The 19474-nt window shown below is 63.5% G+C and carries 16 protein-coding genes and 1 pseudogene; 3 read left to right on the top strand and 14 right to left on the bottom strand.

Going from position 1 to position 19474, the window contains the following annotated elements; all coding sequences use genetic code 11:
* Positions 1 to 43: 43 nt before the first annotated feature.
* The 9 genes and pseudogenes from L1Z78_RS05315 to L1Z78_RS05275 all read right to left on the bottom strand — a co-directional run bounded on the left by L1Z78_RS05315 (position 44) and on the right by L1Z78_RS05275 (position 9775).
* Positions 44 to 1222: a deoxyguanosinetriphosphate triphosphohydrolase gene (locus tag L1Z78_RS05315; RefSeq protein WP_234640513.1), complete on the bottom strand. Its 1179-nt coding sequence runs from the start codon at positions 1220 to 1222 to the stop codon at positions 44 to 46.
* Positions 1223 to 1287: 65 nt separating this feature from the next.
* Positions 1288 to 2406: a 3-dehydroquinate synthase gene (gene aroB, locus L1Z78_RS05310; RefSeq protein ID WP_234640512.1), complete on the bottom strand. Its 1119-nt coding sequence runs from the start codon at positions 2404 to 2406 to the stop codon at positions 1288 to 1290.
* 128 nt (positions 2407 to 2534) lie between these two features.
* Positions 2535 to 3080 (bottom strand): shikimate kinase, encoded by a 546-nt coding sequence (locus L1Z78_RS05305; RefSeq protein ID WP_234640511.1) that lies wholly within the window; start codon positions 3078 to 3080, stop codon positions 2535 to 2537.
* A gap of 11 nt (positions 3081 to 3091) precedes the next feature.
* Entirely contained in the window at positions 3092 to 4600 is a 1509-nt protein-coding gene (locus tag L1Z78_RS05300; protein WP_234640510.1) for an Ig-like domain-containing protein, read from the bottom strand.
* 122 nt (positions 4601 to 4722) lie between these two features.
* Positions 4723 to 6842, bottom strand: a pseudogene (gene pilQ / locus L1Z78_RS05295) (type IV pilus secretin PilQ).
* A gap of 20 nt (positions 6843 to 6862) precedes the next feature.
* Entirely contained in the window at positions 6863 to 7411 is a 549-nt protein-coding gene (locus L1Z78_RS05290) for a pilus assembly protein PilP (RefSeq protein WP_234640509.1), read from the bottom strand.
* Positions 7408 to 8088: a type 4a pilus biogenesis protein PilO gene (locus L1Z78_RS05285; RefSeq protein WP_234640508.1), complete on the bottom strand. Its 681-nt coding sequence runs from the start codon at positions 8086 to 8088 to the stop codon at positions 7408 to 7410. Before L1Z78_RS05285 ends, L1Z78_RS05290 begins: the two co-directional genes overlap by 4 nt.
* Complete coding sequence (locus tag L1Z78_RS05280) at positions 8088 to 8699, bottom strand: PilN domain-containing protein (protein ID WP_234640507.1); 612 nt, start codon at positions 8697 to 8699, stop codon at positions 8088 to 8090. The genes L1Z78_RS05285 and L1Z78_RS05280 overlap by 1 nt, the downstream gene beginning before the upstream one ends.
* A complete protein-coding gene (locus L1Z78_RS05275) occupies positions 8696 to 9775 on the bottom strand; it encodes a pilus assembly protein PilM (protein ID WP_234640506.1) in 1080 nt (359 codons plus the stop codon). Before L1Z78_RS05275 ends, L1Z78_RS05280 begins: the two co-directional genes overlap by 4 nt.
* 370 nt (positions 9776 to 10145) lie before the next feature.
* Between L1Z78_RS05275 and L1Z78_RS05270 the strand changes: the two genes are divergently transcribed.
* Positions 10146 to 12470 (top strand): penicillin-binding protein 1A, encoded by a 2325-nt coding sequence (locus tag L1Z78_RS05270; RefSeq protein ID WP_234640505.1) that lies wholly within the window; start codon positions 10146 to 10148, stop codon positions 12468 to 12470.
* 79 nt (positions 12471 to 12549) lie between these two features.
* Here L1Z78_RS05270 and cyaY read toward each other — a convergent pair whose 3' ends face one another.
* Positions 12550 to 12888: an iron donor protein CyaY gene (cyaY, locus tag L1Z78_RS05265; RefSeq protein ID WP_234640504.1), complete on the bottom strand. Its 339-nt coding sequence runs from the start codon at positions 12886 to 12888 to the stop codon at positions 12550 to 12552.
* A gap of 12 nt (positions 12889 to 12900) precedes the next feature.
* Between cyaY and lptM the strand changes: the two genes are divergently transcribed.
* Together lptM and L1Z78_RS05255 are read left to right on the top strand one after the other, a co-directional pair.
* On the top strand, positions 12901 to 13188 hold the full coding sequence (lptM, locus tag L1Z78_RS05260; protein WP_234642096.1) for an LPS translocon maturation chaperone LptM: 288 nt from the start codon (positions 12901 to 12903) through the stop codon (positions 13186 to 13188).
* A 91-nt stretch (positions 13189 to 13279) separates the two neighbouring features.
* Entirely contained in the window at positions 13280 to 14107 is an 828-nt protein-coding gene (locus L1Z78_RS05255) for an MBL fold metallo-hydrolase (RefSeq protein ID WP_234640503.1), read from the top strand.
* On the opposite strand, the gene L1Z78_RS05250 is transcribed toward L1Z78_RS05255, so the two are convergent.
* From L1Z78_RS05250 to L1Z78_RS05235, 4 genes are all read right to left on the bottom strand, one after another.
* A complete protein-coding gene (locus tag L1Z78_RS05250) occupies positions 14104 to 14730 on the bottom strand; it encodes a sulfite oxidase heme-binding subunit YedZ (RefSeq protein WP_234640502.1) in 627 nt (208 codons plus the stop codon). The genes L1Z78_RS05255 and L1Z78_RS05250 overlap by 4 nt on opposite strands.
* Positions 14730 to 15710, bottom strand: coding sequence for a protein-methionine-sulfoxide reductase catalytic subunit MsrP (gene msrP / locus L1Z78_RS05245; RefSeq protein WP_234640501.1), 981 nt, complete (start codon positions 15708 to 15710; stop codon positions 14730 to 14732). The genes L1Z78_RS05250 and msrP overlap by 1 nt, the downstream gene beginning before the upstream one ends.
* A gap of 181 nt (positions 15711 to 15891) precedes the next feature.
* Positions 15892 to 17229, bottom strand: a complete 1338-nt coding sequence (ccsB, locus tag L1Z78_RS05240; RefSeq protein WP_234640500.1) for a c-type cytochrome biogenesis protein CcsB — start codon at positions 17227 to 17229, stop codon at positions 15892 to 15894.
* On the bottom strand, positions 17226 to 19403 hold the full coding sequence (locus L1Z78_RS05235) for a cytochrome c biogenesis protein ResB (protein WP_234640499.1): 2178 nt from the start codon (positions 19401 to 19403) through the stop codon (positions 17226 to 17228). Before L1Z78_RS05235 ends, ccsB begins: the two co-directional genes overlap by 4 nt.
* Positions 19404 to 19474: the final 71 nt, after the last annotated feature.

Raw genomic sequence — 19474 nt, 5'->3', positions numbered from 1 at the left:
GCATTCTATCCGTGCCGCTTGGGCGACGCCGACGCTCGGACTCTCAGCCCAGCAGGCGCCTGCCCGTCAAGAGCTCGTGCTCGCGCGCGGCATAGCGGTCCGTCATCCCGGCGATGAAATCGGCGACCACCCGGGCACGCGCCGACACACCCTCTGCAGCCATCGCCCTTTGCACGAAGCGCGGCTTCATGCGCTCGGGCTCGACCATGCAGGCGGAAAACAGCTCGGTCACCACCTGCTGCGCAACCTCCATGGTCTGCACCACCTGCGCATGGCGATAGAGGTTGCGGAAAAGGAACTGCTTGAGCTGACGGGACTGCCGCTCCATGGTATCGCTGAAGGCCACCAGGGGGCCAGGCTGGGCACGCACTTCATCGACCGAGCAAGGCCCTGCCTGCGCGATGCGCTGGCGCGTGGCCTCGATCACGTCATAGACCTGGTCGCTGAGCATGCGGCGAATGCTTTCGTACAGCAGGCGCCGCTCGGCCAGCGGCATGCCCAGTTGCGGATGCTCGGCCAGCGTGGCATCGTGGTAGCGCGCAAACAGGGGCACGGCCTCGCACAACTGGACCATGGTGATCAGGCCCGAACGCACCCCATCGTCCACGTCATGGGCGTTGTAGGCGATGGCATCGGCGAGGTTGCACAGCTGGGCCTCCAGCGAGGGCTGCCCGCCTTGCAGGAAACGCCGGGCCACGCCCCCGGGCTCGCGCGCCTCCAGGTGCTCGGCATTGGCGCGCGAACAGTGCTTGAGGATGCCCTCGCGCGTCTCGAAGCTCAGGTTCAGGCCATCGAAGGCCGGATAACGCTCCTCCAGCCGGTCCACCACGCGCAGGCTCTGCAGGTTGTGCTCGAAGCCGCCATGCGGCTGCATGCAGGCATTGAGTGCGTCCTGTCCCGCATGGCCGAAGGGGGTATGGCCCAGGTCGTGGGCCAGGCAGATGGCCTCGACCAGATCCTCGTCGAGTCGCAATGAACGCGCCACCGACCGGCCCAGCTGGGCCACTTCCAGCGAATGGGTCAGACGCGTGCGGAACAGATCGCCTTCATGGTTGACGAAGACCTGGGTCTTGTAGACCAGGCGCCGAAAGGCCGAGGAATGGACGATGCGATCACGGTCGCGCTGGAAGTCGCTGCGCGTGGGAGCAGGCACTTCCGGGAAGCGCCTGCCCCGGCTGCGGGCCGGGTGGCAGGCATAGGGAGCCAGGGCCTGTTTCTGCATTCGATCGCCTCATCATGCGGACAAGGCGCACTCTAGCAGTTCCCGATGGCGCCCGGTACCGGTGCTCAGGCGCAGCAGGCGTCGATGACCTCGCGCACCAGCGCATCGGGTGCGGAACGCATGACGGCCTTGCCCGGCCCATCGATCAGCACGAAACGGATCTCGCCCGCCTCGGACTTCTTGTCGACACGCATCAGCTCCAGATAGCGCGCGGCGTTGTCTCCCTCGTCCAGCACGGCGCCCCGCACAGGCAGGCCCGCACGTTCGATCAGCAGGCGCAGCCGCTTCACGAAGGCGGCGTCGACCAGGCCCAGGCGCTGCGACAGCTCGGCCGCCATCACCATGCCTGCGCCCACGCCTTCGCCGTGCAACCAGTTGCCGTAGCCCATGCCGGCTTCGATGGCATGGCCGAAGGTGTGGCCGAAGTTGAGGATGGCGCGCAGTCCGGCCTCCTTTTCGTCCTGCCCCACCACCCAGGCCTTGATCTCCACGCTGCGCTGGATGGCATGGGCCAGTGCTGTGCGGTCGCGCGCAAGCAGGGCATCCATGTGCTCTTCCAGCCAGGACAGGAAATCCATGTCGGCGATCGGCCCGTACTTGATGACTTCCGCCAGGCCGGCACTCAGTTCGCGCCCGGGCAGCGTGTCCAGCGAGGCCAGATCGCAGACCACCAGCTGCGGCTGGTAGAAGGCACCGATCATGTTCTTGCCCAGCGGGTGGTTGATGGCCGTCTTGCCGCCCACCGAGGAATCGACCTGCGACAGCAGCGTCGTGGGCACCTGCACGAACGGCACGCCACGCATATAGCTGGCCGCCGCAAACCCCGTCATATCCCCGATCACGCCGCCTCCCAGCGCGAACAGCACGGTCTTGCGGTCACAGCTGCCAGCCAGCAGATCGTCGAAGATCAGGTTCAGCGTCTGCCAGTCCTTGTGGACTTCGCCATCGGGCAGCACCACGGTCCGCACGCAACGATAGCGTTGCGCCAGCACGCGGCGCAGGGCCGGCTCGTAAAGCGGTGCGACCACGTCGTTGCTGACGATCACGGCCTGCGCTGCCGCGGGCAGAGCCGCATAGGTTCCAGCTTCACCCAACAGGCCGGCCCCGATGGCAATGGGATAGGAACGCTCTCCCAGATCGATGGTCACGACCTGGGAATCGGGCAGGAAAGAGGCGTTGGGCAAGATGCGTCGCTCCAAAGGGGGTAGGAATGAATTCGGTTCCGCGACACGGCAGCGCGCCCGGCAACCATCCATCTTAAAGAAAAAGGCCTGGGCAGATGCCGAGGCCTCGGTGCTCCAGCCAGAATCGCTCAGGACAGTTCCGCCTGCATGCGTATGCGCTGGGCCGCCTGTGCCACGGTCAGGCCCGATGTCTGGATCACGAAGTGTGCCGTCTCCAGATAGAGTGGCTCGCGCTGCAGCAGCAGCTGCCGCAGCCGCATCGCCGGATCCTCCACCTGCAACAGGGGCCGGGTCGCATCATTGCGCAACCGCGCCGCGATGTCTTCGGGACTGCACTCCAGATAGAACACCTGGGTCCGCTCGCTCAGATGCCGCCGGTTCTCCTCGCGCAACACCACCCCGCCGCCGGTGGAAAGGAGCAGACTGGATGAAGAGGAGGAAAGCTCGTCGATGACCTGGGCCTCGACATCGCGAAACGCCTGCTCACCCTCCCGTTCGAAAAACTCGCGGATGCTGCAGCCGATGCGCTGCTCGATCACATGGTCGGAGTCCACAAAACGCATCGACCACAGGCGAGCCAGTTGGCGTCCTATGGTCGATTTACCGGAGCCGGGCAGGCCGATCAAGGCCACCACCCTCGCATGCAGCGACGATGGAGCTTGATCGGAACTCACCGGTGTCTTCTTCACTCGGGCAGGCAGACGGAAGTCACTCCATAGGGGGAGGTCAGGAACGAGCCGTTCTTCTGGTCGCCTTCGACGAACGAGGTCAGGAACACGCGCTCCGCACGCCCTTCGGAACCCGCTGCATTGGAGCTGACGACCAGCTTGTACAGCAACCAGGTGGCCACATTCTGCGGGTATTCAGCCTGCACGATCAGGCGGCCATTGGCACCCGTCTTGCGACCATTCAGGTACGACACGACGATGTCGGCCTTGGGCGGTGTCAGGCGACCGTCGCCGTTGGCATCTTCGCCGATGTCCAGATTGCCATTGCGATTCACGTCCTCGTTCAGGCAGAAGCCGGATCCGGCAGTGTGCGCATTCTTGACATTGTCATAACGCCCGAAGCCATAGCGCAGGATATCGACACTGACCGACACGTCGGCGTCTGCGACAGCCTCGCCAGCGGCGTTGGCCACGGCCACATCAAATTGCTTGATGTAGGTGAGATTGTTGGTCCCCTTGATCAGTTCGTTGTGATCACCAATGGTGATGGACACGGGCTCGCTGGCCACGGTCAATTGGCTGATACGCGAGTCGGGGCATTTGCCGTTGGCCAGGGATGCATCGGTGTTGCCGAAGCACATCCGGATGTTCACCCCCTCTGTCGGACTGATGCGCGTACCGGGAATATATTGCGCCAAGGCGACGCCACTGCCATTAGAGATGACCAGCTGGTTCCCTGTCGAAATGGATTCACCGGATCCCAGACCAGGCGGAACGATTTCAAACCGGACGCGCATGTTGGGGATCGCACGATTGTCCTTGTCCAGGAACAGGGCCCGCAGCTGGGCCGAATTGGTCCGACCGCCATCCAGGTTGGGCTTGACCGTGTTCGGCACGATGGACAGGCTTGCAGCGCTGACGACACCGACGGCGTCCGGCACTTGGGAAGACCCACCCGCCACCGTGACCTGTTCGTTCGAGACCACGCCAGACGCCTTGGCCTGCAGGGAGTACACCTGGGCAGCGCCGGGGGCATTGAATGCCGAGAACTTCGCTACTCCGGCCGTATCGGTCTGTGCCGAGATCGCTGCGCTGAGGACCGAACCGGACAGGACCACAGGGATCCCGGCAATGCCGGCTCCATTGACATCGGAAACCTTGGCCGTGACCTCGACTGGCTGACCCGGGGTTGGTGCCGAAGGAACCACGGTCAATGCGATCTTGCTCCCCGTGACCGCCACCACACCAGCCCCGGTCTGAGCGCCAGCCTTGAGATTGAACTTGATGTCCCGATTGGAGCGGTCTCCACCAATCTCGATCTTACCCGTCATGCGGCCGGAAGCATCCGTCACCTTGGCGTCGGGCGTGAAGACACCGGAATCCAGCACCACCGACACAGGCGCGTTTGCAACGGGATTTCTGCTCGCGGACAGTGCCGTGACTGTCAGTGTGGCAGCATCGCTTCCCGAGTTCGCTATCACGGTCTTGTCCAGAAGGAACTCCACGCTGGCCACATCAGGCGTCACGCCCCCTGTTCCTCCTCCCGGATTTCCCGCACTCCCACCACCACCACCACATGCCACCAAGGCACATGATGCCAATATTGTCAGAAATATTTTCTTCATCAACTATCTCCCAAAAATTCCAATTACCGCTTTAATCCATCGGAAATCATTTTCGGCGTAATAAACACCAGCATTTCCCGCTTCTGAGATTCCCGAACCCTGTTCTTGAATAGATTTCCCAGCACAGGGACATCACCCAAAAATGGAATCTTGTTTTCCTGATTGGTCTCTTCCATCTCAAAAATGCCACCAATCACCACCGTACCGCCGTTTTGCACCAGAACCTGTGTTCTTATATGCTTGGTATCGATGGCAACACCTTGAGTCGTTGTCTCGCCGCGTGAATCCTTGTTTACATCCAAATCAAGAATGATATCGCCTTCCGGGGTGATTTGGGGTGTCACCTCCAGCTTGAGAACCGCCTTTTTGAAGGCGATCGTTGTGGCGCCGTTGGGAGCTGTCACCGAATATGGATATTCGGTACCTTGCTCGATCAAGGCCTTCGTCTGATCCGCTGTGATCAGGCGTGGGCTGGAAATGATCTTCCCCTGACCGTCGGCCTCCATGGCAGACAGCTCCAGCGCCAGGAAGCGGTTGGCAGCCGAATTGAAGATGGACAAGGCAAATGTCCCCGTTCCACTGACACCAGTCAGCTTTGGCGCGGGAAGGTTCACAAAGTTGTCTAATGTGTTGACGGTCCCGCCGGAGCCACTGGAAGCCACTGCATTGTCGTACCCGGTTCCGAACACCAGGCGATTGTTGCCACCAAGCGTATAGCCGCCGTCACCACCACGCTGGGCCCGCAGATCCCCCCCCCCAGACGTACGCCCAAGGCACGACCGAACGTGTCACGCGCTTCCACGATACGTGCCTCGATCAGCACCTGCCGCACAGGAACATCCAGCGTGACCAGCAATGCTTTCATTTCCTCCAGCTTGGAAGGCGTGTCTGTCACGAACAACTGATTGGTACGAGGCTCTGATATGGCCGATCCGCGCTCGGACAGGAATCTTGTGGAATTGCCATTGCCTGCGCCCCCCCCCGTACTCCGAGTGATCTGCTGAAGAATGTCCACCGCCTTTGCATAGTTCAGCTGAAAGCCCTGCGTCCGCAGGGGCTCCAGCTTCTGGATCTCCATTGCAGCCTCGTAGTCCCGCTTGGTACGGGCGTCGATTTCGTCCTTGGGCGCGATCCACAGCACGGACCCGGACTTGCGCATCCCCAGGCCCTTCGCATCCATGATGATCTGCAGGGCCTGGTCCCAGGGAACATCCTTGAGGCGCAGGGTCAGGGCACCCGACACCGTATCGGAGGTCACGATGTTGAAGTTCGTGAAGTCGGCGATCACCTGCAGCAGCGAACGCACTTCAATGTTCTGGAAGTTCAGGGAGAGCTTTTCGCCGCTGTAACCCGGCCCCTGTGTCAGCTTGCCCACCTCCACCTTCTTCTGACGGACTTCGACCACGAACTGGCTGTCGCTCTGATAGGCGCTATGCTCCCAGTCGCCTACGGGGGCAATGCGCATGCGCACCGTTTCACCCTGCTGGGTCGTGGAAATCGTCTGCACAGGTGTTCCGAAGTCCGCGACATCCAGCTTGCGCCTCAGCCCTTCAGGCAGGGACGTGCGCAGGAAATCCACCACAAGCTCCTTGCCTTCACGGCGCATATCCACGCCGACCTGGCTGCTGCTCAGTCCCACGACGATACGTCCCGATCCATCGCTGCCACGGCGAAAGTCGACGTCACGGATCGGCTGGGTATTGCTGTCGGTAGCCACCTTGGTCTCGAACACCCTCTGTTCCGAGGGGATCGCGCTGGCCGACGCCGCAGCCGGATCCAGCAGAATCAGCAATGCCTTGCCCTGACGCTCCGTCCGGTATGAAGTTGCGGATTTCAGGTTCAGCACCAGGCGGGCACGGCCCGAGGCTTCGACGATGTTGATGGATCGCAGATTCCCCTGGTTGAGCTCGATCACCGACTTTCCGGTGGAATTGGTCGCACCAGGGAAATCGAGCGCGATGCGGGCAGGCGACTGGATGGCGAACCCCGTGGGGTCGGCGGCCAATGCCTCGGACAGCTCGATGCGCACCACCTCGGTGCCACCCTGGATGGAGCCACTGACGGACTCGATCGCCGATTGCGCCCAGGCCAGGGACCCCAGCAGCCAACCGCCCATGGCGATTCCCCAGCGAGCCTTTTGCATTATTTTGTGTTGTGAGCCCATCATTTCCTTCCCTCCTGCAACTCCAGTGTGCTGTTTCTCTCTATCCAGTCACCGCTGCCATCCTGGACGATTTCCCGCAGCTGGATCGAAGTCTCCGTGATCCGGGTGATCTTTCCGTAGTTCTGCCCCAGGTAGTTCCCGACACGGACCTGGTACAGCAGGGTTCCCACCTTGATCAGCGCCGCGGGCACGCCCTTCTTGTCCAGGCTGCCCACCATGGTCATGGCATCCAGGGGCTCGGCCTCCAATGGCTCCTTGCGGCGATTGAGTTCAGCCGCTATCAGACTGGTGTTCGCATTGGCCTGGGCAGACTCCCGCCGCAGCACCTGCATCAGCTTCATTGGATTGAAGGGATCCATGCCATCCGCGCCCAGGTAGGCCTGCGGCGTAAATGGCTTGGGTTCTTCGAGCGGTCGGATGCGCGGCTTGGCATTGGCTCGCTCCTGCGCCATCCAGGACCGCAAGTCGTCCTCATCCGAGGCGGAACAGGCCGACAACGCCAGGCTGGTTGCCAGCATGCACCAGCCGATGAAACGCATTTGCCTCATTTCTTCTTGTCCTTCGCAGCAGCCGCACGCTGGGCCTGCACTTCATCCGCATCCAGATAGCGGAAGGTGCGGGCGGTAGCCTCCATGCTCAGGATATCGCCACCCTCCTTGCCGACAGGTGCTATGGACAGGTTGTTCAGAGTGACGATGCGGGACAGGTACGCGACATCGGAGGCAAACGAGCCGATGTCGTGGAAACGTCCGGTGACCTTCAGGGAGATGGGCAACTCCGCGTAATACTCCTTGACCACCATGGCGCCCGGCCGGAAGGTTTCGAACTGCAGGCTTCGCCCCAGGCCCGCCTGGTTGATATCGGAAAGCAGCGCCGCCATTTCCGCCTTGCTCGGCAACTGCTTCTCCAACTGCGTCACATACTGCTGGACCTGTTCGCGCTGCTTCTTGAGTCCATCCAGGCTGACCGCCTTGGACAGTTTCTGGCTGAAATCCTGGCGCAGCGTGATCTCGGTGTTGCGCTCCTGTTCCAGAGATTCCTCGTAGTCCTTGATGAACACATACCAGAGCAAGGCAGCCACGCCCAAGGCGATGGCCACGCACAAAAGCGCCTGGGGCAACACGGGCCAACGCGATGGATCATTGGGATCCAGCCCCCTGAATTGCCGCTGTATGTTTTCCTGCAGCGCGGAAAAATCGATGTCGTTCTTTTTCTTCTTGGCCATCACTTGGGCTTTCCTGGGTTGGCCGCCGATGAAAGACTCTTCTCTGCGTCGCTGGCACGCGTCAGTTGGAAGCGCAGGTTGAAAGCTGCGGCACGGCGCTGATCCTTGGGCGTGACATTCACCGTCCTGGCAACGATCTCCGCCAGTTCCGGCTTGGAAATCCAGGGCGTCCCTTCCGAGAGATTGCGCAGCATCTCGGACACGCGTTCATTGGACTGAGCCGTGCCCAGCATGGTCACGGTCAGGCCTTCCTGCTTGATGCTGGTGATGTAGACGCCGTCCGGCAGTTGGGCCACCAGCTCGTTGAGCATGTGCACGGGCAGGTTGCGGTCGGACTGCAGATCCTCCACGGCCTTCTGGCGTGCGCGCAAGGCGGTGATCTCGTCCTCCAGGCCGGCGATTTCCTTGATCTGGGATTCCAGCACGGTGATCTCGGCGCGCAGCATGTTGTTCTTCGCCTGCTGGGCCTCGATCATCATCTGGTACCACCAGTAGACCATGCCGATCAGGGCAGCGCCCACCAGGGCGGACAGCACCATGGTGGCCTGGAAAGCCTCCTTGCGGCGTTTGCGCGCTGCCTCTCTATGGGGCAGCAGATTGATCAGGATCACGAGACGAACCTCCGCATGGCCAGTCCGCAGGAGGTCAGATAGGCGGGCGCCTCGCGCGACATGCGCTTGAGGCGCACGCCGCTGCCGATTTCCATGCCGTCGAAGGGATTGGCCAGGGAGCAGGCGAATCCCGTCTGCTGCGTGATGGCCTCGGACAGGCCGGACAGCGGGGCGGAGCCCCCTGCCAGCAGGATGTGGTCGATGCGGTTGTGGGGCGTGCTGGTGAAGAAGAACTGCAGCGCGCGCGAGACCTCCTGGGTCATGCTCTGCACAAAGGGCTTGAGCACGGCCGAGCCGTAGTCCTCCGGGAGCTCGCCGCTGCGCTTCTTGGCCTCGGCCTCTTCCAGCGCAAAGCCGTACTGGCGCGCGATCAGCTGGGTCAGTTGTGCGCCGCCGAATGCCTGGTCGCGGTCATAGAGCACTTCGTCATCTCGCAGGATCTGCATGCTGGTGGTCATCGCGCCGACCTCGAACAAGGCCACCAGGGCATTGGCACCCTGGTTGGGAAGGCGCTCGATCAGCCGGGCGGCAGCCATGCGCGATGCATGGGGCTCGATGTCGATGACGACAGGCTTGAGGCCGGCCGCTTCGGCCAGACCCTGGCGGTCCTGGACCTTCTCGCGGCGTGAAGCGGCAATGAGCACATCCACGTCGCCCGGGGAATTCGTGGAAGGGCCGATGACACAGAAGTCCAGACTCACTTCGTCGAGTGAGAAGGGAATGTACTGATTGGCCTCGGATTCGACCTGGACCTCCAGTTCCTGCTCGCTCATGCCGTCCGGCAGGGAGATCTTCTTGGTGATCACGGCGGAGGCCGGCAAGGCCATGGCCACGTTCTTGGTCCGCGTACCGCTTTTCTTGACCAGCCTGCGCACGGCCTCTGCCACTTCATCGAACTTCTCGATGTTGCCATCCGTGATCCACCCCCGCTCCAGCGGCTCGATGGCACAGCGCTCCAGCAACAGCTCGCCCGACTTGGCACGCGACAACTCGACGAGCTTGGCGCTCGAAGAACTGATGTCGATGCCTAGCAAAGGTGCGGGCTGGCGACTGAATAAGGATCCCATAGCAATCAACTTGCCCTCCCTCTTCTTGTGTATGTAAAGAACGCAACAAACCTTCACATATAGGTCGAATGCTATCAGCAAGACCACGCGCAACTCACCATGCCGACCGGCCCGCACCTGGCCGGAGTGGCCAAAAACAGACATTTTTGCGAGCCATCAAATGCGACAGGAATGCACCCCTGCTTGCATATCGACGGTTCACCTGGCTTAGGATGCAAGGTTGGCGGCCACGCTGGCAACCGTGTGCAGCCGCCTCCTACCGACCCTCTGGGATGCGCATTTTTATAATGCGCCACTCCTCAGCACTCCCTGCGACATGCCGTCTTCAGACCCCCGAGAAACCCAGGCCGCAAAGCCACGTTCCGCCCCGTCCAAGCCCATGCACTGGTTCCCCAAGGCCTTGCTGTGGCTGCTGGGCATCGCAGTCGCCGGCGCGCTGGCCCTGATGCTGACGGTCGCCGTGGCACTGGCCATGGCCTACCCCAACCTTCCCGACGTCTCCGAACTGGCCGACTACCGGCCCAAACTGCCGTTGCGCGTGTATTCCAGCGAAGGCGCGCTACTGGGCGAGTTCGGTGAGGAGCGGCGCACGCTGACCCCGATCCAGGACATTCCGAAGGTGATGACCGATGCGGTGCTTGCCATCGAGGACACCCGCTTTTTCGAGCATGGAGGCGTGGACTACAAGGGCATGGCACGCGCGGCACTGGCCAATCTGGGGCGCGTGAAAAGCCAGGGTGCATCCACGATCACCATGCAGGTGGCCCGCAATGTCTATCTGTCTTCGGAAAAAACTTTCACACGCAAAATTTACGAAGTCTTACTGACTTTCAAACTCGAACATCTGCTGACAAAGAACCAGATTCTCGAGATCTACATGAACCAGATCTATCTGGGAAATCGGGCCTACGGCTTTGCCGCCGCCTGCGAAGCCTATTTCGGCAAGCCGCTCAAGGACATCACGGTCGCCGAAGCGGCCATGCTGGCGGGCCTGCCCAAGGCCCCGTCGGCCTACAACCCTATCAGCAATCCCAAGCGTGCCCGCTCCCGCCAGCTCTACATCATCGAGCGCATGGAGGAGAACGGCTTCATCACGGCCGCCCAGGCCCAGGAAGCCAAGGCGGAGCCGCTGAAGATCCGCACCGGAAGCTTCAACACCCGCGTACACGCCGAATATGTGGCCGAGATGGCGCGCCAGCTGATCTTTGCACAGTACGGCAACGAGGCCTACACGCGCGGCCTGAACGTCTATACCACCATCAATGCAGGCGAACAGGAAGCCGCCTATACAGCGCTGCGCCGCGGCATCATGGACTATGAACGCCGCCAGAAGTACCGCGGCCCAGAGAAGTTCGTGGCCCTGCCCGCCGATGCGGAGGACCGCGAGGACGCCATCGACGACACGCTGGCCAACCACCCCGACAACGGAGATGTGCTCGCCGCCGTGGTGCTGGATGCCAATCCCCGCAAGATCCTTGCGGCACGCGCCGACGGCGAGCAGATCGAGATCACGGGCGAAGGCTTGAAGCCTGCGGAGTCGGGCCTCAATCCCAAGGCGCCACCCAACATCAAGATCCGCCCCGGTGCCGTGATCCGCGTGGTGAAGACACCCAAGAACACCTGGGAGATCACCCAGTTGCCCGAGGTGGAAGGCGCCTTCGTGGCCCTGGTGCCGCAGACCGGTGCACTGCGCGCACTCGTGGGCGGCTTCGACTTTCAGAAGAACAAGTTCAACCACGTGACCCAGGCCTGGCGCCAGCCCGGCTCCAGCTTCAAGCCCTTCATCTACTCCGCGGCGCTGGAAAAGGGCTTTTCGCCCTCGACCATGATCAACGATGCGCCCCTGTTCTTCAGCGCAGGAGTGACCGGCGGCCAACCTTGGGAGCCCAAGAACTACGACAGCCGCTACGACGGCCCGATGACCATGCGCACGGGCCTGAACAAGTCCAAGAACATGATCTCCATCCGCCTGCTGCAGGCCGTGGGCCCCAAGCAGGGCCAGGAATGGATCACGCGCTTCGGCTTCGATGCCGCCAAGCACCCGGCCTACCTGACCATGGCGCTGGGCGCCGGTGCGGTCACGCCGCTGCAACTGGTGTCCGGCTACTCGGTGTTCGCCAATGGAGGCCACCGCGTCAATCCCTGGCTGATCGCCCGTGTCACCGACCACAAGGGCCGCATCCTGTCCGAGTTCACGCCGCCGCCCGTGCAGGAACTGCCCCAGGCCATCGACGCACGCAACGCCTTCATCATGGACAGCCTGCTGCAGGACGTGGCGCGCGTGGGCACGGCCGCACGCGCGCAGTCCACGCTCAAGCGTCCCGACCTGTATGGCAAGACGGGCACGACCAACGACTCGGTGGACGCCTGGTTCGCGGGCTTCCAGCCCACGCTGGCCGCCGTCTCCTGGATCGGCTATGACACGCCGCGCAACCTGGGCAGTCGCGAGACCGGCGGCGGCCTGAGCCTGCCGATATGGATCAGCTTCATGCAGCACGCACTCAAGGGCGTTCCCGTGGCCGAGATGCCCGTCCCTCCGGGCGTCGTGAACATGGGCGGCGAGTGGTACTACGAGGAAAATGCGCGCAACGGCGGCGTGAGCAGCCTGGGCATGGATGGTGCCGCTGCGGGTGGTGCAGCCGGCGCCACGCCACCGCCCGCCAGCGAGGAGCGCAACCGCATCCTGGATCTGTTCCGCAACTGATACGATCCGCCACGCAAGAAAGCCCGGCACCGCCGGGCTTTCTTCATGGGGCCGGACGATATCGGAGCCGAAGCTGGGGTCAGCGCGCCGAAAACTGCAATGCCAGACCCGATTGCTCGGAGGCGTAGCGGCTCAGATTGGCGAAGAACTCGCCCGCGCCCTTGGTATCGAGCCAGGCCCCCTGCCCCGCGTCGTAGCGGTAATGGAAGCCACCGGCCTTGGCCGCCAGCCAGATTTCGTGCAGCGGCTTTTGCTGGTTGATGACGATCTGGCTGCGGTTGGGAAAGACCAGGGTCACCATGCCTCCCACGCGCTGGGCATCGAGGTCGGCATCGGTTTCATCGTTGATGCGATCGCAGTCCTGCTCCACTGCCAGCAGCAGTCGTTCGGCAAGATCGAGGAATTCTTGGTCAGTCATTACAATTCGCTGATGTTGAAAGCCTCGCGAATTCTAGTCAGGTGCATTGCCCTTGCGACCTGTGCGGCGTCCCTGGCCGCCTGCGGACAGAAGGGCCCCCTGTTCCTGCCCAGCGACCCGGTCGCCAGAGGCCGGGCCACCCTGCCCCAGACGCTGGGGATCTCCAGCAAGCCCGAGCAGGTGTCGCCGGCACCTGTCACAGCACCTTTGCCTGAAGGCCCTGCGGATGCTTCCGCAAAGGAACATGCAACGCCCACCGGTACAGGCACGCCAGCCCCCCATAAGCAGCAGGCCGACTGAGACCGATGCCGTGCCGCGGCTTGATGCACATCAACACCGCGCCCAGGCATGGCGCTTAGAGTGACTCTCTCTTGTCCCTCGACAAACCGCCATGCCCGTAGAGCTCTACCGAGACAAAAACCACGCCTGCCTGATGTTCACCGACCTCATCGAGGAGGACGGTCAGGCCATACAGGCCAACCAGTTCCTCATCGTCGATGACGACACTGGCGCCATCATCGATCCAGGCGGCAATCTCGCGTTCAACGAGCTGTTCATGGGCATGTCGCGGCATTTTGCGCCGCACAAGCTGTCCTATCTGATCGCATCCCATGCCGACCCGGACATCATCGCCTCGCTGGACCGCTGGATGACCAGCACCAAGGCGCAACTGGTGATCTCGCGCATCTGGGAGCGTTTCGCGCCCCACTTCACCAAGGTCGGCAAGACCGAGAACCGCGTCATCGGAGTGCCCGATGCCGGAGGCCGACTGCCGCTGGGCCGCCACGAGCTGCACCTGCTGCCCGCGCACTTCCTGCACGCCGAAGGCAACTTCCACTTCTACGATCCGATCAGCCGCATCCTGTTCACGGGCGACCTGGGCGTATCCCTGATGAATGGCATCGAGGCCCAGGTGCCCGTGACCGACCTGGTGCCGCACATCGCGCGCATGGAAGGCTTTCACCGCCGCTACATGGTCTCCAACAAGGTTTTGCGCCTGTGGGTCCAGATGGCCCGCCAGCTGGAGATCGACATGATCGTGCCCCAGCATGGCGCTCCCATCATGGGCAAGCAGGCCATCGCCGACCTGTTCAACTGGCTGGAAGGACTGCAGTGCGGCATCGACCTGTTCGACCAGCGCAACTACCAGTTGCCCACGGCCGACATCGATCCCGTCACGCGCCAGCTGCGTCCCGCGCTGCGCGCCGTCGCTGGCTAAATGCTGCGACGCCGCAGCGCACGGCCGGCGCGCCAGGCCAGCAACAGCCCCAGAATGGCCGCATAGACAGCCACTTCGGCGAAGTTGTTCTTGCCTGCGCGCATCCAGAAGAAATGCAGCAAGGCCAGTGGCACCACCGCATAGACCAGGCGATGCAGCCGCTGCCAGCGCTGCCCGCCCATGGCGCGCACCACGGTCCTGGGCGAAGTGGCGGCCAGCAGCGTGAGCAGCAGCAGTGCCACGAAACCCACGAGGATGAAGGGGCGCCTGGGAATGTCGTGCACGATGTCGACCCAGTCCAGTCCCATGTCGAACCAGGCATAGCACAGCAGGTGCAGCAGGGCGTAGAAGAAGACATACAGGCCCAGCATGCGCCGAAAACGCGCCAGCGCCGTCAGACCCAGCGCCTGCCGCAGCGGCGTCACGGCCAGCACCACGCACAGCAAGCGCAGCGTCCAGTCACCCGTGGAGCGCAACAGGGCCTCGGCCGGATTGGCACCCAGGGTGTTGGCAAGGGCTCCCGCCACCAGCCATGCGAAAGGCAGCAGGCACAGAAGGAACACCAGGGGCCTGGCCGCGCGATGCAGCAGCAGGCGCTGTGCCGAAGTCACTGCCGCGGGCATCAATAGAACTTCTTCAGATCCATGCCCGCGTAGAGCTGGCCGACCTGGGCCTCATAGCCGTTGAACAGCAGCGTCCTGCGTTTCTTGGCGAAAAGGCCGTCTTCACCAATGCGCCGTTCCGTCGCCTGGCTCCAGCGCGGATGAGGCACGTCGGGATTGACGTTGGAGTAGAACCCGTATTCATTGCGCGCCGCCTTGTTCCAGGCCGTGCCGGGCTCCTTGTCGGTCAGGCGGATGGCGACGATGCTCTTGGCGCTCTTGAAGCCGTATTTCCAGGGAACGACCAGGCGCACGGGTGCCCCGTTCTGGTTGGGCAGCACCTCACCATACATGCCGAAGGCCAACAGGGTCAGCGGATGCATGGCCTCGTCCAGGCGCAAGCCCTCGGTGTAGGGCCAGTCGAGCACGCCGCTGCGCAGGCCCGGCATCTGGGCCTTGTCGGCCAGCGTCACGAACTCCACATACCTGGCGCTGCCCAGCGGCTGCACCTTGCGCAACAGCTCGGCCAGCGAGTAGCCGACCCAGGGGATCACCATGGACCAGCCCTCCACGCAGCGCAGGCGGTAGATGCGCTCCTCCTGCGGCGCGAGCCTGAGCAGCGCGTCGAGGTCCAGTGTCTGCGGCTGCTGGACCAGGCCCTCCACCTTCACAGTCCAGGGACGGGTCTTGAGCGTGTGGGCGTTCCTGGCGGGATCGTCCTTGTCCAGCCCGAACTCGTAGAAGTTGTTGTACTGGGACGCATCGGCATAGGCCGTGACACGGTCCATGGTGTTTGCGCCCACCACCTGGGAAGGCACGGAGGCCAGCGCCGCCAGCTTGCCGGGGCGCTGCACGCCCGCGGCCCAGCCGGGCAATGCCGCGCCCGCCGAGCCTGCAGCCAGGTACTGCAGCCAGGCACGGCGCTTCAAATAGACGGCCCGGGGCGTGATCTCGCTGCCGTGCGGGTGTTGGAAGCCATCGTCGTGGGAGCGGATCAGCATGGGAATCTCCTGGTGTGCCGGCGGGCACGAGCCGCAATTGCTGGCGATATGGCGATTGGGAGCCTCGCAGGCGCGCGCAAGTTCCCTGCGGGACCGATGCGATCGGTGCACGAAAAAGCGGCATGCGCCTGAACGCATGCCGCTGTCCTTGTCTTGCCAGTGTCACTGTCACTGCCGTGGCTCAAAGCTCGCCGTAGCTGTGCAACCCCGACAGGAACATGTTCACGCCCAGGAAGGCAAAGGTCGTGATGGCCAGGCCGCCCAGCGCCCACCAGGCCGAGACCGTGCCGCGCAGGCCCTTGACCAGACGCATGTGCAGCCAGGCCGCGTAGTTGAGCCAGACGATCAGCGCCCAGGTCTCCTTGGGGTCCCAGCTCCAGTAGCCCCCCCAGGCCTCGGCCGCCCACAGCGCGCCCAGCACGGTGGCGATGGTGAAGAAGGCGAAGCCCACGGCGATGGACTTGTACATCACGTCGTCCAGCAGCTCGAAGCTGGGCAGGCGCTCGGCAATGCGCTTGCGTGCCAGCAGGATGCCGGCCACGATCAATGCCGAGACGCCGAAGTACACCATCCAGTAGCTGCCGCCGTTCTCGGTCGCGCCCTGGCGGAACACGATGGGCTCGAAGCACAGCACCACGCCCAGCAGCCACAGCGGGGCCAGCTTGTACCAGCGCGTCTCGGTGGCCTGCTGCTTGATCAGGTAGGCGAAGGAGACCATGGCCGCCAGCGCGAAGGTGCCGTAGCCGATGAAGTTCGCGGGCACGTGCAGCTTCATCCACCAGCTCTTGAGCGCGGGCACCAGGGGCTGGATCTCATGGGCCTCGCGCACCAGCGTGTACCACAGCAGGAAGCCCACGGCCGCGCTGACCACGAGCATCACGAAGCCGCCCAGGGCGCGCGTGTCGTAGTGCTGCTCGTAGTAGAGGTAGAACAGCGCCGTCATCCAGCAGAACATGACGAACACTTCGTAGAGATTGCTGACGGGAATGTGGCCCACGTCGGGACCGATCAGGTAGCTCTCATACCAGCGCACCATGGTGCCCACCAGGGCCAGCGTCACGGCCAGCCAGGCCAGGCGCGAGCCCAGCAGCGACAGGGCCGTACCCTCGCCGCGCGCGAACATGCCGATCCAGTAGAAGACGGTGCTGATGAAGAACACCATGCTCATCCAGAGGATGGCCGACTGGCTGGACAGGAAGTACTTGAGCCCGAACACCGTGTCCGAGCGCGCCAGCTGCGCACCCTCCGGCCCCTGGTACAGCGCGATGGCCAGCAGCGACAGCCCCGCCACCACCACCATCAGCATGCGCAAGGGCCGCCAGAACCAGCCCATCCAGATGGCCGAGGGAATGGTGCCGACCAGGATGCACTTCTCGTAGACATCCATGTACTCGCCATAGCGCTGCAGCGCGTAGAGCAGCCCCACCGCCACCAGGGCCGCGAACACCCAGTCGAACCAGTTGCGGCGGGAGAAGAAGCCCTCGTTGAGCGTCAAGGTCGTCGTGGTGGCGGTGTTCATGCAGAACCTCCGTGGGTTTTCTTGTGAATGGGCTCGGCGCCGATCAGCTTGCCGGCCAGCATGGCGAATTCTCTATCACCATCGAGCGTCTTGCGATTGGTGGACAGGGCCATCTCGGCATGGCTTGCGCCATCGCGGGGCGTGAGCCAGATCCAGATGCGCCGGTCACGCACGTAGAGCATGGCGAACACACCGATGATCAGGAAGAGGCACCCCAGGTACACGACGTTCTTGCCCGGTGCGCGCGCTACCTGGAACACGCTGGCCTGCACCTGCTTGAAGTCCTGCATCATGAAGGCCATGGGCGCAGGGTAGAACTGCGCATCGCTGAGCGAGAACACAGCCTGGGTCATGAAGGATTGGGTCTGCTCGCTGGGCTCCAGGGATGCCTGCCCTGCCTGGGCGCGCACGATCTGCGCCAGTTCGAACAGCACGCCGTTGAGGATGCGCACCAGCACCTCGCCGGCGCGCTCGCGCTCTGCGGCGGGCACATTGCCCTCCATGAAGTCCGAGATCGCCTGCAGGCCGCCCAGCGGCTTGCCGTCCGGCCCCTGCTTGTCGTTCTGGCCGGCAAACAGCTCCAGCGCCTTCGTGGCCGACTGCGCCAGCGGGCCGGCCAGGTCCGCGCGCGAGGCATCGACGGCCTTGGCCACGTAGGCCCGGGCCGCCTTCTCGCGCAGTTGCGGGTCCTGCAACGCGCCGCGCAGCCGCATGAAGGTGTCCATCGAGCCTTCAGGGTCGGCGGGCACGCGCAGGTAGCGCATGGGATCGGCCTGGCTGTCGCGCACGCCCAGCAGGAACACGGGCTGGCCATCTCCCGTGTCCACGGGCAGCATGTAGTTCTGGAACTCGCGCGCCTGGCCCGACGCATCGCGCAGCTTGTAGCCGATGCTGGGGCCGATGTTGCGCAGCTCCTTTTTGGTCACGGTCTTGTGGGCCGCGCCCAGGCGCTCGTCGATGGCCTGGCGCAGGTCCACCTTGCGCACGTCGGTGGGGCCACCGGCCCCGGCCGCGCCGAAGTTCTCGACGTTGATGACGCGCAGCTGCGTGTACTCCAGCGTCAGCGCCTCCTCTTTGCCATCGGGGCGGCGGCGCGTGAACTCGCTGGATCCGCCGATCACGCCATCGGCCTCGAAAGGCTTGGCGCCGGCCTCGAAGGGCACGGCCTGCAGCTTCACCGAAGAGCCGCCGTCATCGAAGCTCGACTGGTAGATCTCGATGCCGCGGTAGCTGGCCGGGTGGTTGACCTCGATGCGCTTTTCCACCTGCTCGCCCGTGGCCTTGTCGTGGATGACGACTTCGCTGGCAAAGAGCTTGGGCATGCCGGTGGAGTAGTACTCGACGATGAACTTCTTGAGCTCCACCGCGAAGGGCAGCTCCTGCAGCAGCACGCCATCGGACTGGGTCAGGATGGCCGTGCCCGCCGTGCCGCCTTCGGTCACCAGCAGGTTGCCGCGAAAGGTGGGATTGGCTTGCGAGAGCCGGTGCTGTCCGGGCACCTCGGAGATCAGGCCACCGCCGGTATAAGGTGTTTTGCCTCCCAGCCACATCTGGGCACGCACGACGAGATCGCCGTCGAACAGGCCGCCCAGGCAGATCAGCACGATGGCGCAGTGGGCTGCGATATAGCCCAGCTTGTTGGCCGCACCGGCCTTGGCCGCCAGCATCCAGCCCGTTCCCGGGCCTGCCGCCGTGTCACGCTGCTGCAAACGCACCTTCCAGCCGCCCGATGCCAGTTGCTGGCCCAGGCGCCTGGCAGCCTCCTCGGTGCTGCCGGGCACGAGGCTGCTGGCACGGTGGCCGAAGGCCTTGAGGCTTTGTTCGCGGATGTTTTCCTTGTAGCTGCGCAGGTCGGCCAGGTACTTGGGCGCATGGCGGGCCACGCACAGCGAGGTGCTGACCACCAGGAAAGCCAGGATCAGCAGGAACCACCAGGCGCTGTAGACCGCGTTGAGCTTGAGCGCGAGGAACAACTGGGCCCAGAAGGGCCCGAACTGGTTGACGTAGTTGCCCACCGGCTCATGCTGCTTGAGCACGGTGCCGATCACCGAGGCAATGCAGATGACCGTCAGCAGCGAGATGGCGAAGCGCATCGATGCCAGCAACTCCAGCACCGCGCGCACAGCCTGCGGGCGGGGGGGAGCAAGGGCGGCACCGGAAGAGTTGTCTGACATGGAAAGCGAAAAACCAATACCCGAATGAAAAAAGCGGGACCATCTGCACTCATGCGATGGACCCGCCTGGC

The sequence above is a fragment of the Delftia tsuruhatensis genome (assembly GCF_903815225.1).
GTDB lineage: Bacteria > Pseudomonadota > Gammaproteobacteria > Burkholderiales > Burkholderiaceae_C > Comamonas > Comamonas tsuruhatensis_A.
This window is presented reverse-complemented; position numbering and strand designations above follow the sequence as displayed.